Below are 19692 nucleotides of genomic sequence, written 5' to 3'. Positions count from 1 at the left end.
CCTTGAGCATCGGGATCGTCTACGATATCCCAATGGGGATATGCGTCGGGTGCGAAACGAGGAGCTCCGGGAATGCCTTTCAACACCGCTCAGGTGACCAATCTCGGAAAGGCGCCCACGGCCTCGGACGTGATCTTGAAATTCATCCGGGATTCGATCGCGGACGGCTCGCTTGATGAAGGCGAGCCGATCCGGCAGGACGATGTGGCGCGGCTGTTCAATGTCAGCAAGATCCCTGTCCGGGAGGCGCTGAAACGTCTGGAGGCCGAAGGCCTGGTGGAATTCCACCGGAACAAGGGCGCGACCGTCACCAGCGTCTCGGAGCCGGAGATCGCCCAGATCTTCGAGGTTAGGGCGATTCTGGAATCGAACGCCATCAAGCTCTCGATCCCGCACATGACCGAAAAGACCTTTGAAACGGCTCTGGCCTATTGCGACGCCTTCGCCAAGGAAACGGATGTGGCGCGCTGGTCGGAATTGAACTGGCGCTTCCATAGCTGTCTTTACGAGGACGCTGAGCGGCCATTCCTCGTCAACACGATCCGTTCGGTGAACGACCGGCTGGAGCGATATCTCCGGGTGCAACTGACGCTGTCGCATGGCCAGGAGACGGCCGATCGCGAGCATCGGCAAATCATCGAAGCGTGCCGGAAGCGGGATGAGGAAAAAGCGGCAAGCCTCGTCTATGCGCACATCATGAGCGCCTGCCGATCGCTCCTCGAACATCTTCCGGCAAAAAAGCCTGGATGAGCGGCCTTCCCCAATCGATGCCGGGCTGTCAGGCGCCCGCGATCTTCACGATGGCCTCGAAGACTGCGCGCGGCAGTTTCAATCCTTGCGACGGCGATCGGGGATATTCGATGCCGTCGACACCGGGCACGAATACGCCGTGTTCCTGAAGGCGGTCAGCCTGCCGTCGTGCGCGTTCAACAAGACTATCACCGCTGCGCCCCGGCATCATCGCCACGACGGTCAATCCCACGGCAGGGCTGTCGTTCCCTTCTCTGAAAGACGGCGTGTCCAGTGACCACGGGCCGCCGGAGAGGCCCGCCGACAGCATTTCCACCATCAGCGCCACATTGGCGCCCTTGCGTCCGCCGAAAGGAAGCAGCGCTCCGCCAAGCGCTCTTGCCGCATCCTGGGTGTCGTTACCCGCTTCGTCGACGGCCCATCCGGCCGGGATGGCGCGCCCCTCGGCTGCGGCTGCGACGATATTGACATAAGCGGTGGCGCTGGAAGCCTGGTCGATGATGAGAGGCAGCGATCCTTCTCCCAGCGGAAAGCCGAAGGCCATCGGGTTCGTGCTGTAAACGGCTGGGCCGCCGGCCTTCGCAACCACCATGGCATTGGCGTTGGTCGCGGCGATGCCGACGATTCCTTCGCCGGCAAGCCTGCGCACATAATAGCCCAGTTCCCCCGCCGTATAGCTGTTCCTCTGCGTAAAGACGGCGACCCCGAAATTGCGCGTGGCCGCGACGAGATCGTCGAAGACGCGATCGAGACCGAGCTGGGCGATGCCCCGATCGGCATCCGCGACGAAGAAGGCGGGATAGGGACGCTCGCATGCCGGCGAGGGATTGCAGTTGATGCGGCCCTCGCGAAAGCTGTCGAGGTAATCGACCATATGCGGAAAGCCGAGTGTCGAAGGTCCGTAGAGCGCGGCGGACAAGGTGGCGTCCACGAGGGATCGGGCGGTGGCTTCCGTTGCGCCGGCTGCCAGGCAGGCCCGCATTGCCAGGGCCTCGGCTTCCGCCTGATTGAGCACGACCTCATCCGACATCTGAAATCTCCGTCCCTGTGTTTCCTCGACTGCCGATGCTTTGAAGCATCCGACACGGCCCGTTTCTCGGCCGATAACTTCCGGCCCATGGAATTCCTTAGCAACAGCGCCGAGACGCCGAAAGGGAAAATGTACATCTGTGTCAATAAACATGACTTTGGTGATTGACAGCGCTGTGACTTTGAATAAAAGAGATCGTATACGATATTACAAAGCAAGGGCCGACATGTGGGCTGTGGTCCGACGGAGACGGCAGTTTCGCAAACGGCACAGTGGAGGAGAAACTATGGGATTCAAAAGAACGATTCACGCAGTCGACACCCATGCGGGCACCCCGATGCGCGTGGTCACGGGTGGCATTCCGCATATTCCCGGCAATTCCGTCTATGAGAAGATGAAATGGCTGGAGAGCAACGACGACCAGCTGCGCAAGCTGATGCTGCGCGAGCCGCGCGGCTATCCCGCCTATTGCTGCAACATCATCGTGCCGCCCTGTCACCCGGAAGCCGATGCCGGCTATATCATCCTCGAGCAGGTCGAATATCCGATGATGTCCGGCGGCAATACCATTTCGGTGGTGACGGTGCTTTTGGAAATGGGCATGCTTCCGATGAAAGAGCCGGTCACCGAGCTGGTGCTCGAGGCGCCTGCCGGCCTGATCCGCGTCAAGGCGGAATGCAGCAACGGCAAGGTCAAGAACGTGACCTTCAAGAACGTCCCGGCATTTGCCGCCCATCTCGATGCCGTCATCGATGTGCCGCATCTTGGAAAGGTGAAAGTCGATGTCGGATGGGGCGGGATGTTCTATGTCATTGCCGATGTCAGGCAGTTCAAAGGCCTTCAACTAATCCCGGCACACGGGCGGGAGATCGCGCGCGTTTCCGCGATGATCCGCCAGGCCGCCATCGAACAATTGCCGGTTGCCCATCCGCATTATCCGGGCGTCGGCATCACGATCTCACAGCTGTCGGGACCGACGGACGATCCGAACGCCGATTGGAAGAACACGGTGACGATGGCGACAGGCGATCTTTCCTGGGACGAGCCAGCCACCTGGACGGGTGCGCTCGATCGCTGCCCCTGCGGCACCGGCACCTGCGCGAAGATGGCCGTTCTGCATGCGAAGGGCGAATTACCGCTCCATCAGGACTTCCGGCATCAGGGGATTCTCGGCAATATCTATACCGGCAGGCTGGTCGAGGAAGCCAGGATCGGCGACCAATCCGCCGTTGTCCCGACGCTGACCGGCACCAGCTGGATCTCAGGCCTGAATACCCTGGTCCTCGACAATGACGATCCCTTCACCGAAGGTTTCACCCCAGGTGACATCTGGGCCTGAGCATCGCCTTTGGCGATGACGATGTCTTTCGTTTCGGATTTCGGATGTTTACAAGCTGAGGGAGCTCAAAACATTCGACGGGACGAAAGGCATCGATCGTGAATCTCATGCGTCGCGCGCTGTTGGGGACCCTATGGGCCATCCTTGGATGGGGGCCGTCTTCTGCCAAGGAACCCGGTCCGGCTTCCGGTGAAGAAAAGATGCAGACCGAGGCCGAGGCATCGTCGGTGACTCCAAGGCATGTCCTCTGTTTTCTGGGGCGGGATCGCGACCTGAGCCATCTGTCCGAGGCGGCATTGCAGGCGATTACCGACTTCGCCGCCGGATTCAGCATCGACGAGGATTATTCGCAGGCCGAGCCGGATGATCGTATGAGCCGGTCCTTCGATGTCTGCTGGGATCGGGTTGAACCGGATGTGTGGGATCAGGCAGACGAGAAAGCCGTCGCCGATCATCAGTCGGTCCTTTACATCCTCGGACCGAGCATGGCGCAGGCGGAGACGGTGAAGGTTTCGATGCTGGCGCTCCGCCTTGTCGAACATTTGATCGGCGCGGGAGCGGTTGCAGTGAAGGGTGAAAGCGCCGGTATCGCCCACGGCCTCGATCGCTGGCGAGAGCTGATCCGGCAGGGCGCCGAGGCACAGAAGGCCGCCGATATGCTGGCCCAGCAGCGGATTGGCCGGCTGGCCTTTGCGAAGCGGCCGCTTTCGGCACGGGGATATCTCGAAAGCGTTGGCTTTCATCTCGTCGGACTGCCGGATGTCTATGTGCCTGACACGGCCGGCAGCGAGAGGCAGATCGTCGCCATCATGGATGCGGTTGCCGACGAGATCGCCGAGCGGGGACTGGAGCCGACGCTGAAGGATCGGCGGGCAAGTCTCTCCTTCAATTCCACTTATGAAGTGGGCGAGTTCAAGTTCAATCCTTACGGCATCGTCAGGCTCGGTGGCTGAGAGGGCCAACCTCGCGCCGAGGCTTTCGCGGGATTCCCTGCCCCAGGGGCATTGAAAGCCGCTTCAATCCGTCTGTTGCTCCAATGTGTCGGCAAGCTCTTTATAGTGGAGGGCCGATCCCGCATTCTTCTCGGCGGCATATTTGGCGCGGACCGCCCGCGCTGCTTCAGCCGCGATTCGAAAGGAGTCAAGCCTGTCCTGTGGGTCGGCCTCGGCTTGCCCGCCGATGTCGCCGCCGCTGAAACGGCCGGCCCTGAATCCGTCTGTCAGATCGACGACGCCGATTTCCGGGACCCCTTCCTTCATCCGGCCGAAGAAGGCTGGGCCGACCCGATCGCCGTCCCGGCGGCGCAGCATGCCTTCCCCCGACGCCATCCCATCGACGCAGCCGCCGATCCAGAAAGTGGGGCCGCTGGTCAGGGAGGCCGGCGTGACGAATTTGCAGTGGCTGCCCGGATCCTGCGACCATTGCCGTTCCCCCGGCGCGGCACCGGCTGGGCCATCCGAATAGAGCGCGGCCGCCAGAACGATCGCCGCCATGACCGGCAGCCGTCCCATGCCGCCGCGAACCCTTCTTGCTGTCATTTCCTGATCCTTCACTATCATCGGCCGCAGCAATGAATCTTTGTCGGTCCGGCGACAACCGGCCCGAGCGTATGGGGCGTTGGTTTGACGATCCGGCGGGCGGGCGTTCGGCTTACTTGTAAGTGATCGTGTCACTCACGCGCGGGCGGTTGAAGAAATAGCGGTCGAAACTGTAGCCGTTCTGGCCGGTGAAATTTGAGAAGAACGCCGAGACCGGTGTCGTCAATGTGTATTGCACCCGGGTCAGCACCACCTGCACGCCTTTTTCCTGGATTTTGGAGGGGATTGCGACGGCGCTCGCCGTGCCGGAATTCACCGCCGAGGTGTTGAGCGCGGCAGACCAGTTGACGGTCGCGCTGCCGCTCGTATTGACGTCGTTGACCGCGACCGTGATCGTCAGTTCGGTGGTCTCGTAGGGCTGCAGGATGAAGCTGGCGCCGGAAAGAAGCTTGGCGACGTCGGACTTCGTCCAGGCGCTCTGCTGGGCAATCATGTCGCCCGTGGATGAGGCGATCTCGTCGATCTTGCGGCTGACCGTCAGCGCATGGCCGAGATCGGCCGTGCCGAACAGCAGCATTAGCAGGATCGGCAGCACGAGCGCGAATTCCACGCCCGAAGCAGCCGACCGATCGCGCACGAGACGACGGATGCCGGACTGCGCGAAGCGGAAAAGGGACAGGCTCCGTTTCATGCTCATGTCAGAAAGGCTCGTTGCGAAACAGAGCGGAAGATCCGAGGAGATAGCGGCCGTCGGAAAGCTTGGCGCTCGACAGGTTGAAGAAACTGACAACGGCCGTCCATGGCATGAACGCCTGAACCAGGATGTAGTCGCTGCCCTTGCCGATATCATAAGTCTCGGTGACGGCGAGTTTGCCGCTGCTGTCGATCGGATCGGTGTGGGCTGCGGACGACATGTCGGAAAGCACGTTCACCTTGACGACGAGACCGCTGGAGCAGCCGAACGACAGAAGCATGTCTTCGCATATCTTGGCCTTGAAACCGGCCAATGTGATCTTGGAGGACGCCACCTCGCCGGTGCGGATCATCCGCGAGACCTTGTGCACCGAAGCGTCCAACGCCGAGTTGACGAAAAACATCAGCGACACTTCGATAATGCCGAACAATATGATGAAGAGCGGCAGGGCCAGGATCGCAAATTCGATCGCAGCAGCCCCCTTCCGGTCGCCGATCAGGCGGCGCAGCGGTGCGAACCGTTTCCCGCGCTTCATTGGGTCAGCCGCACGGAAGAGAGATATTGCGTGAAGAGCGTCGACAGGCCTGCCGTGATCTCTGTCGACGACGATGCCGACAGGAACAGGCTCTTGGAGGATGCGCAGTCGGCCAGCGCATAGGGTATGTAGTCGCGTCTGGTGATACTGGTGGAGACGCCGCTCTGCATTGTGCCGCCCCAGGTGTTCTTCCAGTTGGCGCTCGCCATGGTCGAGCCGACAGTTGCGTTGTAACCCCAGTCCGTCGTGATCGGCAGGTATTCGGTGTAAAGCACGGCCATCGTGTTGGATTGATTCTTCAGATAGCCGCACCAATCAGGATTGAGCGGCGCGACTTTGTTCCAGTATGCCCCGGACGTCCTATTTTTGTTTACGCCGTCGGTCACCCATTCGCGCTGCGACTGGACGCCATCGGTCAGCAGCAGAACCAGCTTGAGCGGTGTGCCCGAGGTGGTTCCGTCCCCGCCGGCGCCGACTTTCTGCTTGAGCGTTGCCAGTGAGACATCGAAATAGGTTGCCGCCTTCGAGGTCGCGCTGGTGAGGCCGTAGCTCGCGTCCTTGAGGCGCGCGCGCGCCGTGTCCGTGCTCAGCGTCGGGGTAAGAACCTCCGTCAGCGTATCGCCGAGGCTATACAATCCGACCTTGATCCGTTCATGATTGCTGTCTGACGTGTCGATCAGGGAGAGCACGTCTCTGACGGCGTCACCGGCTACATCGGCGCGCAGTTTTATGTTCTTTGCCGTGCTGTATTCGTAGTTGTTGGCGTATGTCTTGTTGCTGACAGTGTGTGCATCGCCGGTGTGGCAGGCAAACTGGCATTTAATGCCGGAATACATGGTCGACTGACCTGACGTCGTTGCCGCCAGAAGCATCGACGGAGACGTGTCGATGACGATATAGACGTTGAGATAGGACGTCGCCGGGCCCTTGACGGCGCTTCCCACACTGACGGGGACGGTATCGATATTGGCGATCTTCATGAACGTCGTCGGCACGGTGCCGCTTGCCGTCGCCGTAATGTTGTGATTGGCGGTATCGATGTCGATTTCGCCAAGCGTGTAGCTGTTTTCCACTTGCGCATGGAACCAGTCGGAGACCTTCGCCTTGAGGGCGTCGGTATCCGCGGTGTTGTTGATCTGCTTGACCGCGGCGATCAGGGCGGCATCAAGGTCGCTCTGCATTTTCTGTCGGACATTGTAGCTGCGAATATAGTCAAAGCTTGCGCCGACCGCGACGAGCATCGGCACCAGGGTGAGGGCAACGACGATCGCGACGTTGCCGGTTCTGTCCCTTCCGAGGCCGCGAAGAGCGTGGAAACATCGACCCAATGAAAATGAAAGAGCTGACTTCAAAAAACCACCGCCGCAGCACATCGAAAAATACTAATGCGAGATGTATCCAGCAAGCTTAAGCCTTTGTTAAAACTTGCAAGTTCGGGCGGGAAACGGGTTTCCCGCGCGTCGTTTTCTGCGTGTATTGGATATGCCTGCGAATTATGGATATTCGCGCAACGCCACCTGACCGTCTTTCACGGCGCCGATCACGTCTCGAGCGGGCACGATGTCCGTGCCCTCAGCGCTGCATCAGCAGGTCATGCAAACGTTTCTGAACCTCTTGCGCAGACATGTTCCTGTTATTGAAGAAGTCGCCCACCACGGCGATCCAGCCCTCCGACATCTGGGTTGGCATGGCCTGGGATTGGGCGCTGACTTCACCCTTCTTTGCCTTGATCATCTCCAGCCCAAGCTTGCCGCAACGATCGAGTCCGGACGGATCGACATCTGTGCGCACCGGCAAGGACCCCTTGATCCGGCTGAATGCGACCTGATTGTCGCGGTCGAGCACCATGCGCGCGAAAGCCTGCTGAGCTTCCGCCGTGCCGTCCCGATTGGTCAGCGGAAAGGCAAAGGCATCGATCACCATGAAATAGGCGATGGACGTGCCGGGAACGAGGCTGCAATCGAAATCCTTGTCGACGCTGTAGCCGCGCGCCACAAGTTCGCCCTTGGCCCAGTCGCCCATGAACTGCATGCCGGCCTTGCCCTGGCCCACCGCCGCCGTGGCATCGGCCCATGTCTTGTCCTTGCGCTGTTCGATCGGCTCCACATAGTTGGACAGGCGCAGCAACAGTTCCAGAGCTTCGATCATGCGTGGGTCCTGCACCAGCGCGGCATCGCCGCTCATCAGACGGGCGTAACCCTCTGGCCCGAATTTGTGATAGATGATGTCGTTGAATATGAGCGACACTTCCCACCGCGTGCCGCCGAGCGCGATCGGCAGACGTCCCGTCGCCTTGATTTTTTCAGCCGCGTCGAAGAGCTCATCCCAGGACTGCGGCGTCTTCACGCCGGCGTCGGCCAGTGCCGCCTTGCTTGTCCAGAGCCAGTTTTCGGCATGGATATTGGTCGGCGCGAAATAGACCTTTCCCTTGTAGGAAATCCGGTCAAGAACCGTCGCAGGAATGACGTCCTGCCAATGATCCGCCTGCGCGACCTCATCTATATCCTGCACGATCCCCATTTCCGGCAGTTCGCGCGATCCCTCGTTTGCATTCCACTGCATCACTGCCGGTGCATACCCGTTGGCGATGCGGTCGCTTACGACCCGCTGGACGGCGACCTTGTTTTCTGCCGGCATATCGACCCACTGGTTGCCGGCTGCTGCCCAGGCCCTGCGGAAAACGTCGAGCGCCGCGGCTTCGCTTTTCGATACCCAGAAATGCACGACGTCAACCGCTACATCCTGCCCCTCGGCAGCCTGCCCCGCCGCAGCCGGTCCCGCGGGAGCTGCGGCCGCCAAAGCCGCAACAAACCACGCTCGAAAGTTTCCCCGTTTCATCCGCTTACCCCTCTTTTTATTGAACCCTGCCGCACCGCCGGTGCGCGCCTCACTCAGGAGACAGTTTCAGCCCGCATTGTGCGTGGTCGCCGTGATAACCTGCTTGGCGCCGGCCAGCGCGCCAGCCGTTCGACCGCCGTGGCAGCGGGTTCCGGCTTGGCGAACAGATAACCTTGGCCGATCTCACAACCGGCATTCAAAAGGAAATGACGCTGGACCTCGTCCTCGATGCCTTCGGCAACGCACCTTTTGCCGAGGTTGCGGGCCAGGTCGATGATCGCTCGGATGATCTGCTCCGAGCGAACATCCTTGCCGATGTCGGCGACGAAGCTGCGGTCGATCTTGAGTTCGTCGAAGGGAAAGTCGCGCAGATGCACGAGCGACGCAAAGCCGGTGCCGAAATCGTCGAGCGAGACCGACACTCCATGCTTGCGGAAACGCGAAATGGTCTCGGCGATCTGATTGGCGCCGCGATTGAGGAAGACGTCTTCCGTGACTTCGATGGCAAAATCGAGCCAGTCGAGGCGGTTCGCTTCCACCGCTGCAGCGATGAGGGTGTACCCATCGTCGCCGACCAGCAGGGCTTCCGGCAGATTGATGGCAACCGACCCGGCCCTGAGCCCCGCCGCCTTCCACGTGTTGAGATCGCGAGCGACTGTATTGACGATACAGCGCGTCATGCTTTGGATGAGATGGCCTTCCATGAGCGGCAGGAAGCGGCCGGGCGGCAGAATGCCGAGTTGGGGATGGCGCCAGCGCACCAGCGCCTCGAAGCCGAGATGCTCGCCGGTCTGGAGATTGACCTTCTGCTGGTAATAGACAACGAACTCGTCACGGTCGGCGGCGACGGCGAGCGCTGCGGCAAGCCGGTTCTGCTCCAGTCGCTGGGCGAAGGATGCTTCGTCGAAGATGACGGCGGTGTTGCGTTTGGCTTTGGCGGCATAAAGCGCCAGATCTGCAATGCGCATGAGTGTGGCTTCGTCCGACGCATGGCCTGGTACGAGCGCCCCGCCGAGGCTGGCCGAGACCGGCAGCAACCGGCCCTCGAAATGACATTCCGTTGCAATGGCAGCGACTGCGCGCTCGGCGATACCCTCAAGCGTTGCCGCATCCGAAATGCCGGGAAGCAGAGCAGCAAATTCGTCGCCGCCAAGCCGCGCGACCATGTCGCCGGCGCGAAAAGTCTTCTGCAACGCACTGGCGACGTGACTGAGAACCGCGTCGCCTGCCGGATGGCCGAAGCTGTCGTTGGTGGCCTTGAAGTGGTCGAGATCGACCAGCAGCATCGAAAAGCCGGCGCCTGTCCGCTCAAAGGAAGCAAACAGTCCGTTCAGCGCCTCATTGAACGATGATCGGTTGCCGAGGCCTGTCAGCGTGTCGGTATGGGCCAGATGCGTCAGCTTGATCTCGAAATCGAGGGTTCGCCGGTGCTCGGTGCGCAGCTTGACGAGGAGCGGTATGAAAAGGATGAGAGTGGCCAGGATGAGTGTGGCTGCGGTCAGGCTGAGGAGCACCGCGCTGATCAGGCGGGTATGGTCGATGCTCATATCGCTCCGGTCATGCGCACTCTCGATCAAGGCGCCGAACTGACGCATCAGCATGCTGTCGGATGAAACGGCGAAGTCGATCGGTCCCCAGAAGCTGTATCGCTCCCGCCGATCCAGCAATTTCGCGGACACGACGCGTTCAGCCCTTCCAAGGAAATCCTCCAGCCGTCCGTCGAGTTCCACGCGCAATTTTTCAGATGCAGCATCCCGGCCGTTCAGCCGCTCGAGAAGATTTGCGTCCACCGCGATATTCAACGCGTTCAACTGTGCGCTCATCGCGCGGATATCATCGATCGCTTTTTGAACGTCCTCGACCATCGGTCTGACGATATATTCCGGCATATTCGGATCGGCCGAAGCGCGCATGATCGCTCGCGTCTGATTGGCAAGCTGCTGGAAACGAATGAACTGGCGTCCGATCAGATAGCTGATGTTCTGCTGCAGGGAATGGCGATCGAGCGCTACCTTCACGGTCACAAAGGTTGCCCCGATCAGAACCGTCATGACGACGACGGCGATGACGTAATGCCGCCCGATGGAGCGGATATATTTCGCCACGGAGGAATGGGACTCGCCTGATGGCATCACCGCGTTTTCCAAATCCGATCCCACCACCATTCGCGCTCCATCAGGAAAAATACAAGCCGGCCAAGCAGCCTCCGGCGGGCGGAGATTGCGTCACGATCACTATCTAGAGATTGGTTGGCCATCATGGCCGCGGTCCGCGCATCGAGCGCGGGCGCACCGGAATAGGCTTCACATCGCTGATGTGCGCTCTCCGGACCGCCGCCGCAATCGGCGCCGGTGTGGCAACAATGCCAGGAGGCATCCAGCGAACGAATACGGACGCGTCAACAGTTCCAGACGGGAATGCTCTGGGCGCTGCACTTGGGATAACGGCTGTCACGCGCATGCGAATTATCGAACATTTCCACCTCTGAACGCACGCCATCTCGATTGACGAAAGCGTGGATTTCTGGCTCGTCTCCGAACCCGTCATCATGGCGGAGAAGTACAAGCAGCACCTCATTCGGTGACCCAAAATTGTCGATGGTCTGGTTTCAGAAGCGTAAACACTTTTATGAAAACGCAACGAAACCAGGTCCTTGCATGGAAGCCGGCACGAAAGCGTCGTGATTTGGCCAGCGGGTTCGGATTTCGGATAATGGATGCGCGTTTGTGGCCCGGTCGGATCGTGCGACCTCCTCAGCTGGCTCATTTTCGCAACGCTGGCGAGCCGACGGCAGCCGGGAGCGGGGTGTGAGAACTGTGGATATCCATATTGCGCAGCCCGATCCGTATCGCGCGTCGAAAGTGACGGCGGCACCGGAGACGGCAGCAATCTCTTAAATTTTGTCACCGCATATTCAGGTCGAAGCCGAAGTGCCCGGTCCGCGCGGACCGATGCCATTGCGGTGATATCTTCGGATCGCTGTTTTCGCCTCAAATGACTTGGGCGGCCTTTCCGAGAAAATTCTCGATTGGATGGATGATGCATTCGGTTGATGTCCATGGTGAGGAGATCCGTCATGACGTTGTCCCAATCGCTGCCGCAGCCGGCCCTTGTCGTCGATATCAGCGAACACAAGCCGGCTGAGCGGGAGCTCAAGAAGGCGCTTGAATTCGCAGAGGGGATCATTGCCGCCATTCCGGATGTTCTCTTCGAGGTGGACGAGGGCGGCCGTTATCTTCAGGTTTGGACAAGAAATCCTGAGCTGCTGGCCCAGCAAAAGGAGATGCTGCTCGGCAGGACGGTCAACGACGTTCTTGCGCCGGATCAGGCGGCCATCGCGATGGAGGCTCTGCGCGAGGCCGAAAAAGAGGGAGTCGCCTACGGACGATGCATTTCCATCTCCTTGCCGAACGGTGAGACGCGATGGTTCGAGCTGTCAATAGCCAAGCGGCCAAGCGCCGATCCGGCGGCGGCCACCACGCTCCTGACATTCTCACGGGACATTACCGAGCGAAAGCTGGCGGAAGATGCCATCAACCTTGTGCGAATGCAGCTGTTGAGCGTGCTTCAGACCATGCCCGATATGGTCTGGGTCAAGGACATGTACGGGGTCCATGTGATGTGCAATCACGCCTTCGAACGGCTGACAGGATTGGCCGAAGCGGACGTTGTCGGAAAGACGGATTTCGAGTTGTTCGATATTGAGAGGGCCCGGTACTTTCGGGAATCCGACAAGGCGGCGGTCAAGGCGGGAAAGTGCATTGTCAGTGACGAGGAATGGGTCGTTTCCAAGGAGAAGGGCCAATCTGTTCTTCTTGAAACACGCAAGGTGCCGATTATCGATGCAGCGGGAGACGTCGTCGGCGTTCTCGGTGTGGCACGCGACGTTACCGAGTTGAATGTTTCCCGGCAGAAGATCCACCAGATGGCCTTCTATGACTCCCTGACGTCGCTACCGAACCGGTCGCTGTTCAACGATCGGCTGCGGCAGATGATCACCTCGGCCGGATCGAGAGGCCAACGGGCCGGGGTGATGTTGATCGACATCGATCACTTCAAGGTGGTCAACGATACGATGGGCCACCCCGTCGGCGACGATTTGCTCTGTCAGGCGGCGGCCCGTCTCAATGCGAGCGTTCGCGACTATGACACCGTCGCCCGTCTCGGTGGCGACGAATTCGCGATCCTGTTGCCGGATATCAGCCAGGGCGATGATCTCGGCCGGATTGCCAACAATATCCTCGATAAGTTCAGGGAGCGCTTCCTGCTGGATGGCCAGGAGGTCTTCATTTCTTGCAGCGTCGGCATCGCGCTCTATCCCAATGACAGCGCCGATGCCAACGACCTTGTGAAATACGCCGACTCGGCGATGTATCTCGCCAAACGCTCCGGGCGAAACAGTTTTCGTTTCTATTCGAAGGACCTGACGGCAAACGCCGAAGAGCGGATGCGGCTGGAATCGGAGTTGCGCCGTGCGATCGAGCGCGGCGAACTGGAACTGCATTACCAGCCGAAGGTGCTTCTGGACAGCGGCGCAATGGTCGGCTGCGAAGCCTTGCTGAGATGGCGCCACCCAGAAATGGGCATGATTCCTCCCACCCGTTTCATTCCGGTTGCGGAAGACACCGGGCTGATTGTGGAACTCGGGCGATGGGTGCTGCGCGAGGCGTGCCAGACGGCGGCCGAATTGAATGCCGATAGCCAGACACCGCACAAGGTGGCGGTCAATCTGTCGGTCAAACAATTCCAATCCGCCGGACTGGTGAGGTCGATCGTCGAAATTCTCGGCGAGACCGGTTGCAGCGCGGAATGGGTCGAAATTGAAATAACCGAAAGCCTTCTGCTCGATCAGAAGGATGAAACGCTGGAGGCGCTCTCCGAACTCCGAAGCATGGGATTTTCTATCGCCATCGACGATTTCGGCACGGGCTATTCGGCGCTGAACTATCTGGCGCGCTTTCCGATCGACACGCTGAAGATCGACCGGTCGTTCATCAACAGCACTGACAGGCGGAACGAGGAACTGGTGAAGGCGATCCTCTCCATCGCGCGCTGCCTCGGACAGAGTGTGGTGGCGGAAGGCGTCGAAACCGCTGAGCAGGCCGCTTTCCTGGCGGCAAACGGATGTGGCTCGGCGCAGGGTTTCCTGTACAGCAAAGCCGTGCCCAAGGCTGATATCATCGCCCTGTGGCTGCGTTCTCCGGCCGGTGGCCCAAATCCAAGCGCGCGGGTTTGCGGGTCAACTCCATCTTAAGAACAGGCATCGAACCGGGTGCCGCTCGTTTAACATGCGCCCTTCTGATCTTCTGCGTCGGTGTCGGGGCCTGAAAGCCTGACCCGAAGTGCGGAGGTCAGCCATCTCGCGGCCGGCAGACCGACCGGGATATCGACAATTCATGGTTGTGGTATCCGATTGTCGCAGGCTTGTCCACTTGGCGCAGCAAAGCCCCAAAGTGGGACTGCCGCGAAGGCGAAAGTAGGGATTTGTTAAGGCTGACACGGCGTTTATGACCTGCCGAACACACGCAGCTCACCGACATGAAGAGCAAGGATGTTCCGGCCGATCGGCAATGAAATACGCCGCATCCCCCAAGTCATCGGAGCTGGAAACATGAGCGTTTCCTGTCCGCCAGAACAACGAAACAAAGAATGCAAATGGCTGACATCCTCCTCTTTCCGAACCCGGTCTCCAACACTTCGATAGACATTCACGATCTGCAGGTCGCACCCGAACAGTCCCACAATCCGGAGTTGGAACAGATGCTCCAGGCGCGTGCCCGGATCCGAAATGTTTTGGACGAACTCGATAGGTTGAGCGGCGAGCTGCAGAACCAGCTTTTTGTCGATGGGATCGCGGGATAAGCGAGAGGATGCCGGAATAGGCTACGAGGTTAAGCGGCGCCCCTCGGGCGCCGCTTCTCAGTCCGACGATTTCTGGCTTTAGGTCCGGAACGATCTTGCAGCAAGCCTTGCATGGGCTCGCTCTTGAACTTGCGTCATAGACACCCTCAGCTTCGACAGCATCGTATCGCCGCTGTTGAGCCGCGCGCGTGCAGACCCATATCGCAGGGGAGGATGAAGCCGGTCCGACACCGGATCGTTTTCCTGTGCACGGCGCTCGGCGATGTCGGGGATCTGGTTGTCAGCCGGTCACCGCCTAGCTTTGGAAACCCTCTTCGCTATAAAGATTCGCTATGGCGGCAGAAGCGAGTTGTGTTGGCCATGCGCCAATGGATGAACCTACTGTGACAGTGTCAGCAGAAGACTGGCGCAACAAGAACCGCGGCGAAGCGCCATTTGAGCACATGACGGCAGGGGCCGATCAGACGTGTCCAACAAACGGAGTGGGAACCATGAACAAGACTTTGACGCGCCGGGCATTTTGCATTTCCACGGCAATCCTTTCCTTCACCGCACTCATGACCGGCGTCTCGCAACACGCTCTCGCCGCGGATGAAACGATCAGGCTCGGCCTGGTATCGCCTATGAGCGGACCGAATGCCCGTTACGGCGCGTTTTCGCTGCACGGCGCCGAACTGGCCGTCAAAGAAATCAACGATGCCGGCGGTATCGACGGCCGCAAGATCGAAATCTTTTCCGCCGACAGCCAGGGAACGCCGGTCGAGGGCGTTTCGGCGACGCGGCGCCTGATCGACCAGGACAAGGTCAACTACATCATCGGCGACGTTTCGAGTTCGGTCACTCTGGCAATGCAGCCGGTCGCCGAAGATGCGGGCGTGCTTCTGCTGAACGCCGCATCGTCCAACCCGAAGATCACCTATGGCGCCGGTGTCGGCGGTTACAAGTGGACCTTCCGCAACTATCCCACAGACGAGAACCGGGCGCTGATCGTGGCGAAATATGCCGCCGAGCAGCGCGGCTTCACCAAATTCGCCGTTCTCTCGGTCGACAGCGATTATGGCCGTTCGGCGATCACCTTCACCAAGAAATATCTGCCCGACTTCAAGGGCGAGATCGTCAGCGAGGACTATTATAAGGAAGGCGAGGTCGACTTCCGCAGCGTGCTCGCCAAGATCCGCGACAATGGCGCCCAGGCGATCATCATGTACGGTCTTGCCGATACCACGCCGATCATCGCCCGTCAGATGCTCGAACTTGGGCTGGCCGGCAAGGTGACCCTGATCGGCAATGGCGAGTTCAACACCGAAAAAACTATCAAATCAGCGCCGAAGGTCCTTGAAGGCGCGGTCGAAGCCGCGGCATGGCTGCCGGCTTTCGATTCCCCCGAGAGCAAGGCTTTCGTGGAGAAGTTCACGGCCGCCTACAATGAGGCGCCGAACAACCACGCCTATGTCCATTGGGACACGGTTCACCTTCTCGCCCAGGCGATCAAGGAAGCCGGCAGCCCGGACCAGGCCAAGGTGCGCGATGCGCTCTCCAAGATCAAATATAAGAGCGCCGTCGGAGAGGTGACCTTCGACGATCACAACCAGGCCCGCCTGCCGATGATCCTGCTGCAGATCGAGGATGGCAAGCCGAGCATCAAAGGTGCCTACGCGGCGGATATCCAGTATCCTGCGAACTGATCCACCGTCGGGGATAGGACCATGTTCTCAACAATCCTTGAGCAGATCATCAACGGCATCGTGACGGGCTCCGTCTACGCCATCGTCGCGGTCGGCATGACGATGATATTCGGGGTGCTTCGGGCCATCAATTTCGCCCACGGCGAATATTACATGCTGGGAACGTTCGGAGCATGGTTCGCCATCGACTATCTCGGACTGTCCTATGAAGCCTCGATCGTCGTCGGCGTGCTGTCGACGATCGTCATCGCCTATGTGGTCGGCAAATTCGTGATGCAGCGCATGGTCGGCGCTCCGGCCGAATCCGGGGTGCTCGCCACCCTCGGCATCGCGCTCGTCCTGCAGAATACCGTCATCCTGGTCTTCGGCGGCGGCTACAAGTTCTTCTCGGGCGGCTATATCGAACCCGTGTCGATCCTCGGCTTCAGCCTGGCCGAGCAGCGCGTCATCATCCTCATCGTCTGCCTGATCGTGTTCATCGGCCTCGAACTGATGGTGACCTATACCAGGATGGGCAAATCCATGCGGGCGGTGTCGCAGAATGTCGAATGCTGCGAGGTGGTCGGCATCGATGTGCCGCAGGTCGTGCTCAGGACCTTCATTCTCGGCGCCGCACTTGCCGCCCTCTCCGGAGTGCTGACAGCGCCGGTCAATGTCAGCGTCTATGGCGGCATGGGTGAGTTGATCACCTTCAAGACCCTGCCGATCATCATCATGGGCGGCCTCGGCAATGTGCGCGGCACCTTCTTCGCGGCGATGATCCTCGGGATCGCCGAGAGCCTGGTTGCCACTTATGTCGGGCTGCAATTCCGCGACACCGTCGGCTTCGCCACGCTGATCCTGATGCTGATGTGGCGCCCGCATGGACTGTTCTCGACACAGGCGCGCTTCTGAGCCGCTCCGCCGAACCTTTCTCGAATTTGAGGACTTGCTATGTCTCTCACGGAAGTCTCGCAATCACAGCAGCGCCGCGATCTTCGCCTGCCGCTCGGTTTGCTGCTGCTGTTGGCCGCGCTCTGCGCCCCCTTCGTCGCCAGCACCTATGTCGTCCATGCGCTGATCATCGCGCTGATCTTCATGCTGCCGGCGCATGGCCTCAATCTTCTGGTCGGTTATACCGGCCTGCTCTCGCTCGCCCAGGCCGCATTTTTCGGCATCGGCGCCTATGCCTCGGGCCTGCTGGCCGTCACTTACGGCACGCCGTTCTACGTCAATGTCGCCGCCGCCGGGCTGGCGGCGGGCGCCATCGCCCTGCCTCTCGGCATCCCGGCCCTGCGGCTGCGCTCGACATCCTTCGTGATGTGTACGCTCGGCTTCGTGATCATCGGCCAGGCGATCGCCAAGAACTGGATTTCGCTCACCCGCGGCGATATGGGCCTCTCCAGCATACCGAAGCCGCATTTTGCGCTTGGGCCGCTGTCCTTCACCGTATCGGGCACAACGGCCTTCTATTATCTGGCGCTGACCGTCGGAATTCTGGCAACGCTCGCCGTCTGGATGATCGTCCGCTCGCCTGCCGGTCGCAACATGATCGCCATCCGGGAGAACGAGACGCTGGCCGAATCCGTCGGCATCCCCACCTGGCGTTACAAGCTGATCGTCTTCATGCTGAGCGCGGTCTTCGCCGGCGTCGGCGGTAGTCTCTACGCGCATTATCTGACGGTGGTCAGCCCGCTGACCTTCCAGATGTATTATTCGACGACGATGCTGATCATTGTGCTTGGCGGCGGCGCCGGGACGATTTCGGGCGTCGTCTTCGGCAGCCTGCTGTTCGTCGGCCTGACCGAGGCCCTGCGTGTGACGCCGGAACTTCGGATGATCGCCTACGGGCTCTGCCTGCTCGTTCTGGTCTTCTGGTTCCGGAAGGGTTTTGCGCCCGTCATCAACCGCCTCTGGGATTCGATCGGGAGCGCGAAATGACCGGTCTTCCCATTCTCGAAATCAGCAATCTCACGAAATCCTACGGCGCGGTGAAGGCGGTCGACGATGTCAGCATTCATGTCGAGCGCGGCGAGATCGCCGGCTTGATCGGGCCGAACGGCTCGGGCAAATCGACCTTCTTCGATTGCAGCACCGGCCTCGGCAAACCCGATAGCGGCAAGGTGAGGCTCGACGGCCAGGATATCACCGGATGGACGCTGAACCGGATCGCCCGCGAGGGGCGCATGCTGCGCTCCTTCCAGAAGACGGTCGTCTTCAAATCGCTCGACGTCGAGGAAAACCTGATCATCGCGGGGCAGATGTTCAGCTTCCCGTCGCTGTTTTCCACCTTCGGGATCGGCAAGCTGTCGCGCAGCCGGGTGTCGGGATTGCGCGAACGGGCGCAGGAACTGATCCGGATGGCCGGGTTGTGGGATGTGCGCAAACAGCCGGCCGGCAATCTTTCCGGCGGGCAGCAGAAGCTCATCCAGTTCGCCTCCATGCTGATGCCGGAGCCGAAGCTGATCCTGCTCGACGAGCCGATGGCGGGCATCAACCCGAAGATCATCGAACGGGTGGTCGAGACCATTCTCTACGCCAACAAATCGCTCGGCGTCAGCTTCCTGATCATCGAACACAATATCGACGTGGTGACCAGCATCTGCCGGCGGGTGATCGTGCTCGACCAGGGGCGCAAGCTCGCCGAGGGCCTGCCGCAGGAAATCATCAACGACCAGCGGGTCAGGGAGGCCTATCTCGGTGGCTGATTCAAACCTCTCGATCAAGAGCCTGCGTGCCGGCTATGGATCTCTCGATATCCTGAACGGCGTCGATCTCGACGTGCCGGCGGGCCAGTTCGTGGCGCTGATGGGACCGAACGGAGCGGGAAAATCGACACTTCTGAAGACGCTCTACGGCATGACGACGATCAAGGACGGCAGCATCGACTGGCGCGGCAAGAACATTGCCGGCTACAAGTCGCGCGCCATTCTCGGTGAAGGCATATCCTTCGTGCCGCAGGGCCGCTGCAATTTTCCGGTCATGACGGTGGACGAAAACCTGCAGATGGCGGCCTATACGCTGCGCGACGACAAAGTGAAGGCGGATCGGGACTATGTCTACGATCTGTTCCCGATCCTGAAGACGCGGCGCTCGACGCTGGCCGGCAATATGTCGGGCGGCGAGCAGCAACTGCTCGAAGTGGCGATGGCCGTCCTGCAGCGCCCGAAAGTGCTGCTGGTCGACGAGCCGTCGGTCGGCCTTTCGCCGGCTGCGATCGGCATCGTCTTCAACGAGCTGCTGCGCCTGCATGCCGCCGGGCAGACCATTCTGCTTGTCGAGCAGAACACGAAGAAGGCCATGGAAGTCGCCGAACGCGCGGTGATCCTTAGGCTCGGCAAGGTCATCTGGGACGGTCTACCGGGGGAGATCAGCCACGACGAACTCGGCGAGCTTTTCCTGACGGGCAAGATGCGCGGCGAGACCGAAGCCGTTCACTGAA

General features: G+C 60.2%; 17 protein-coding genes. 10 read left to right on the top strand and 7 right to left on the bottom strand.

The window, feature by feature from the left end:
* Positions 1–72: 72 nt before the first annotated feature.
* Positions 73–750, top strand: a complete 678-nt coding sequence (locus AMK05_RS32570; protein WP_064844799.1) for a GntR family transcriptional regulator — start codon at positions 73–75, stop codon at positions 748–750.
* Positions 751–778: 28 nt separating this feature from the next.
* Here AMK05_RS32570 and AMK05_RS32565 read toward each other — a convergent pair whose 3' ends face one another.
* The gene (locus AMK05_RS32565) at positions 779–1780 is read right to left on the bottom strand and encodes an Ldh family oxidoreductase (RefSeq protein WP_064844797.1); all 1002 of its coding nucleotides are present in this window, start codon (positions 1778–1780) and stop codon (positions 779–781) included.
* A 286-nt stretch (positions 1781–2066) separates the two neighbouring features.
* Between AMK05_RS32565 and AMK05_RS32560 the strand changes: the two genes are divergently transcribed.
* Complete coding sequence (locus AMK05_RS32560; RefSeq protein ID WP_064844795.1) at positions 2067–3119, top strand: proline racemase family protein; 1053 nt, start codon at positions 2067–2069, stop codon at positions 3117–3119.
* Between the two features lie 98 nt (positions 3120–3217).
* Entirely contained in the window at positions 3218–4072 is an 855-nt protein-coding gene (locus AMK05_RS32555) for a hypothetical protein (protein WP_064844793.1), read from the top strand.
* A 63-nt stretch (positions 4073–4135) separates the two neighbouring features.
* Here the strand turns inward: AMK05_RS32555 and AMK05_RS32550 are convergent, their stop codons facing one another.
* From AMK05_RS32550 to AMK05_RS32525, 6 genes are all read right to left on the bottom strand, one after another.
* Positions 4136–4657, bottom strand: a complete 522-nt coding sequence (locus tag AMK05_RS32550; protein WP_064844791.1) for a hypothetical protein — start codon at positions 4655–4657, stop codon at positions 4136–4138.
* Positions 4658–4769: 112 nt separating this feature from the next.
* Positions 4770–5354, bottom strand: coding sequence for a TadE/TadG family type IV pilus assembly protein (locus AMK05_RS32545; protein WP_064844789.1), 585 nt, complete (start codon positions 5352–5354; stop codon positions 4770–4772).
* A gap of 1 nt (position 5355) precedes the next feature.
* Positions 5356–5886: a TadE/TadG family type IV pilus assembly protein gene (locus AMK05_RS32540; RefSeq protein WP_064844787.1), complete on the bottom strand. Its 531-nt coding sequence runs from the start codon at positions 5884–5886 to the stop codon at positions 5356–5358.
* Entirely contained in the window at positions 5883–7259 is a 1377-nt protein-coding gene (locus AMK05_RS32535; RefSeq protein ID WP_082935810.1) for a TadE/TadG family type IV pilus assembly protein, read from the bottom strand. The genes AMK05_RS32540 and AMK05_RS32535 overlap by 4 nt, the downstream gene beginning before the upstream one ends.
* A 199-nt stretch (positions 7260–7458) precedes the next feature.
* A complete protein-coding gene (locus AMK05_RS32530) occupies positions 7459–8724 on the bottom strand; it encodes an ABC transporter substrate-binding protein (RefSeq protein ID WP_064844785.1) in 1266 nt (421 codons plus the stop codon).
* 53 nt (positions 8725–8777) lie between these two features.
* On the bottom strand, positions 8778–10889 hold the full coding sequence (locus AMK05_RS32525) for a putative bifunctional diguanylate cyclase/phosphodiesterase (protein ID WP_064844783.1): 2112 nt from the start codon (positions 10887–10889) through the stop codon (positions 8778–8780).
* Between the two features lie 911 nt (positions 10890–11800).
* Between AMK05_RS32525 and AMK05_RS32520 the strand changes: the two genes are divergently transcribed.
* The 7 genes from AMK05_RS32520 (at position 11801) to AMK05_RS32490 (ending at position 19691) form a co-directional block, all read left to right on the top strand.
* The gene (locus tag AMK05_RS32520; protein WP_064844781.1) at positions 11801–13978 is read left to right on the top strand and encodes a putative bifunctional diguanylate cyclase/phosphodiesterase; all 2178 of its coding nucleotides are present in this window, start codon (positions 11801–11803) and stop codon (positions 13976–13978) included.
* A gap of 401 nt (positions 13979–14379) precedes the next feature.
* Positions 14380–14586 carry a hypothetical protein gene (locus tag AMK05_RS32515; RefSeq protein WP_237352281.1) on the top strand — a complete coding sequence of 69 codons (207 nt, stop codon included), beginning with the start codon at positions 14380–14382 and terminating at the stop codon, positions 14584–14586.
* Between the two features lie 491 nt (positions 14587–15077).
* Positions 15078–16271 carry an ABC transporter substrate-binding protein gene (locus AMK05_RS32510; protein ID WP_064844777.1) on the top strand — a complete coding sequence of 398 codons (1194 nt, stop codon included), beginning with the start codon at positions 15078–15080 and terminating at the stop codon, positions 16269–16271.
* A gap of 21 nt (positions 16272–16292) precedes the next feature.
* Positions 16293–17165 carry a branched-chain amino acid ABC transporter permease gene (locus AMK05_RS32505; protein WP_049732089.1) on the top strand — a complete coding sequence of 291 codons (873 nt, stop codon included), beginning with the start codon at positions 16293–16295 and terminating at the stop codon, positions 17163–17165.
* A 39-nt stretch (positions 17166–17204) separates the two neighbouring features.
* Positions 17205–18191, top strand: a complete 987-nt coding sequence (locus AMK05_RS32500; RefSeq protein ID WP_064844775.1) for a branched-chain amino acid ABC transporter permease — start codon at positions 17205–17207, stop codon at positions 18189–18191.
* Positions 18188–18958, top strand: coding sequence for an ABC transporter ATP-binding protein (locus tag AMK05_RS32495; protein WP_012490107.1), 771 nt, complete (start codon positions 18188–18190; stop codon positions 18956–18958). Before AMK05_RS32500 ends, AMK05_RS32495 begins: the two co-directional genes overlap by 4 nt.
* Positions 18951–19691: a branched-chain amino acid ABC transporter ATP-binding protein gene (locus tag AMK05_RS32490; RefSeq protein ID WP_064844773.1), complete on the top strand. Its 741-nt coding sequence runs from the start codon at positions 18951–18953 to the stop codon at positions 19689–19691. Before AMK05_RS32495 ends, AMK05_RS32490 begins: the two co-directional genes overlap by 8 nt.
* The last annotated feature ends 1 nt before the right edge of the window (position 19692 follow it).

Origin of the sequence: Rhizobium sp. N324 (assembly GCF_001664485.1) — a bacterium.
Taxonomy (GTDB): Bacteria; Pseudomonadota; Alphaproteobacteria; order Rhizobiales; family Rhizobiaceae; genus Rhizobium.
Note: the sequence above shows the minus strand (reverse complement) of the source record. Positions and strands in the feature narration are given on the sequence as shown.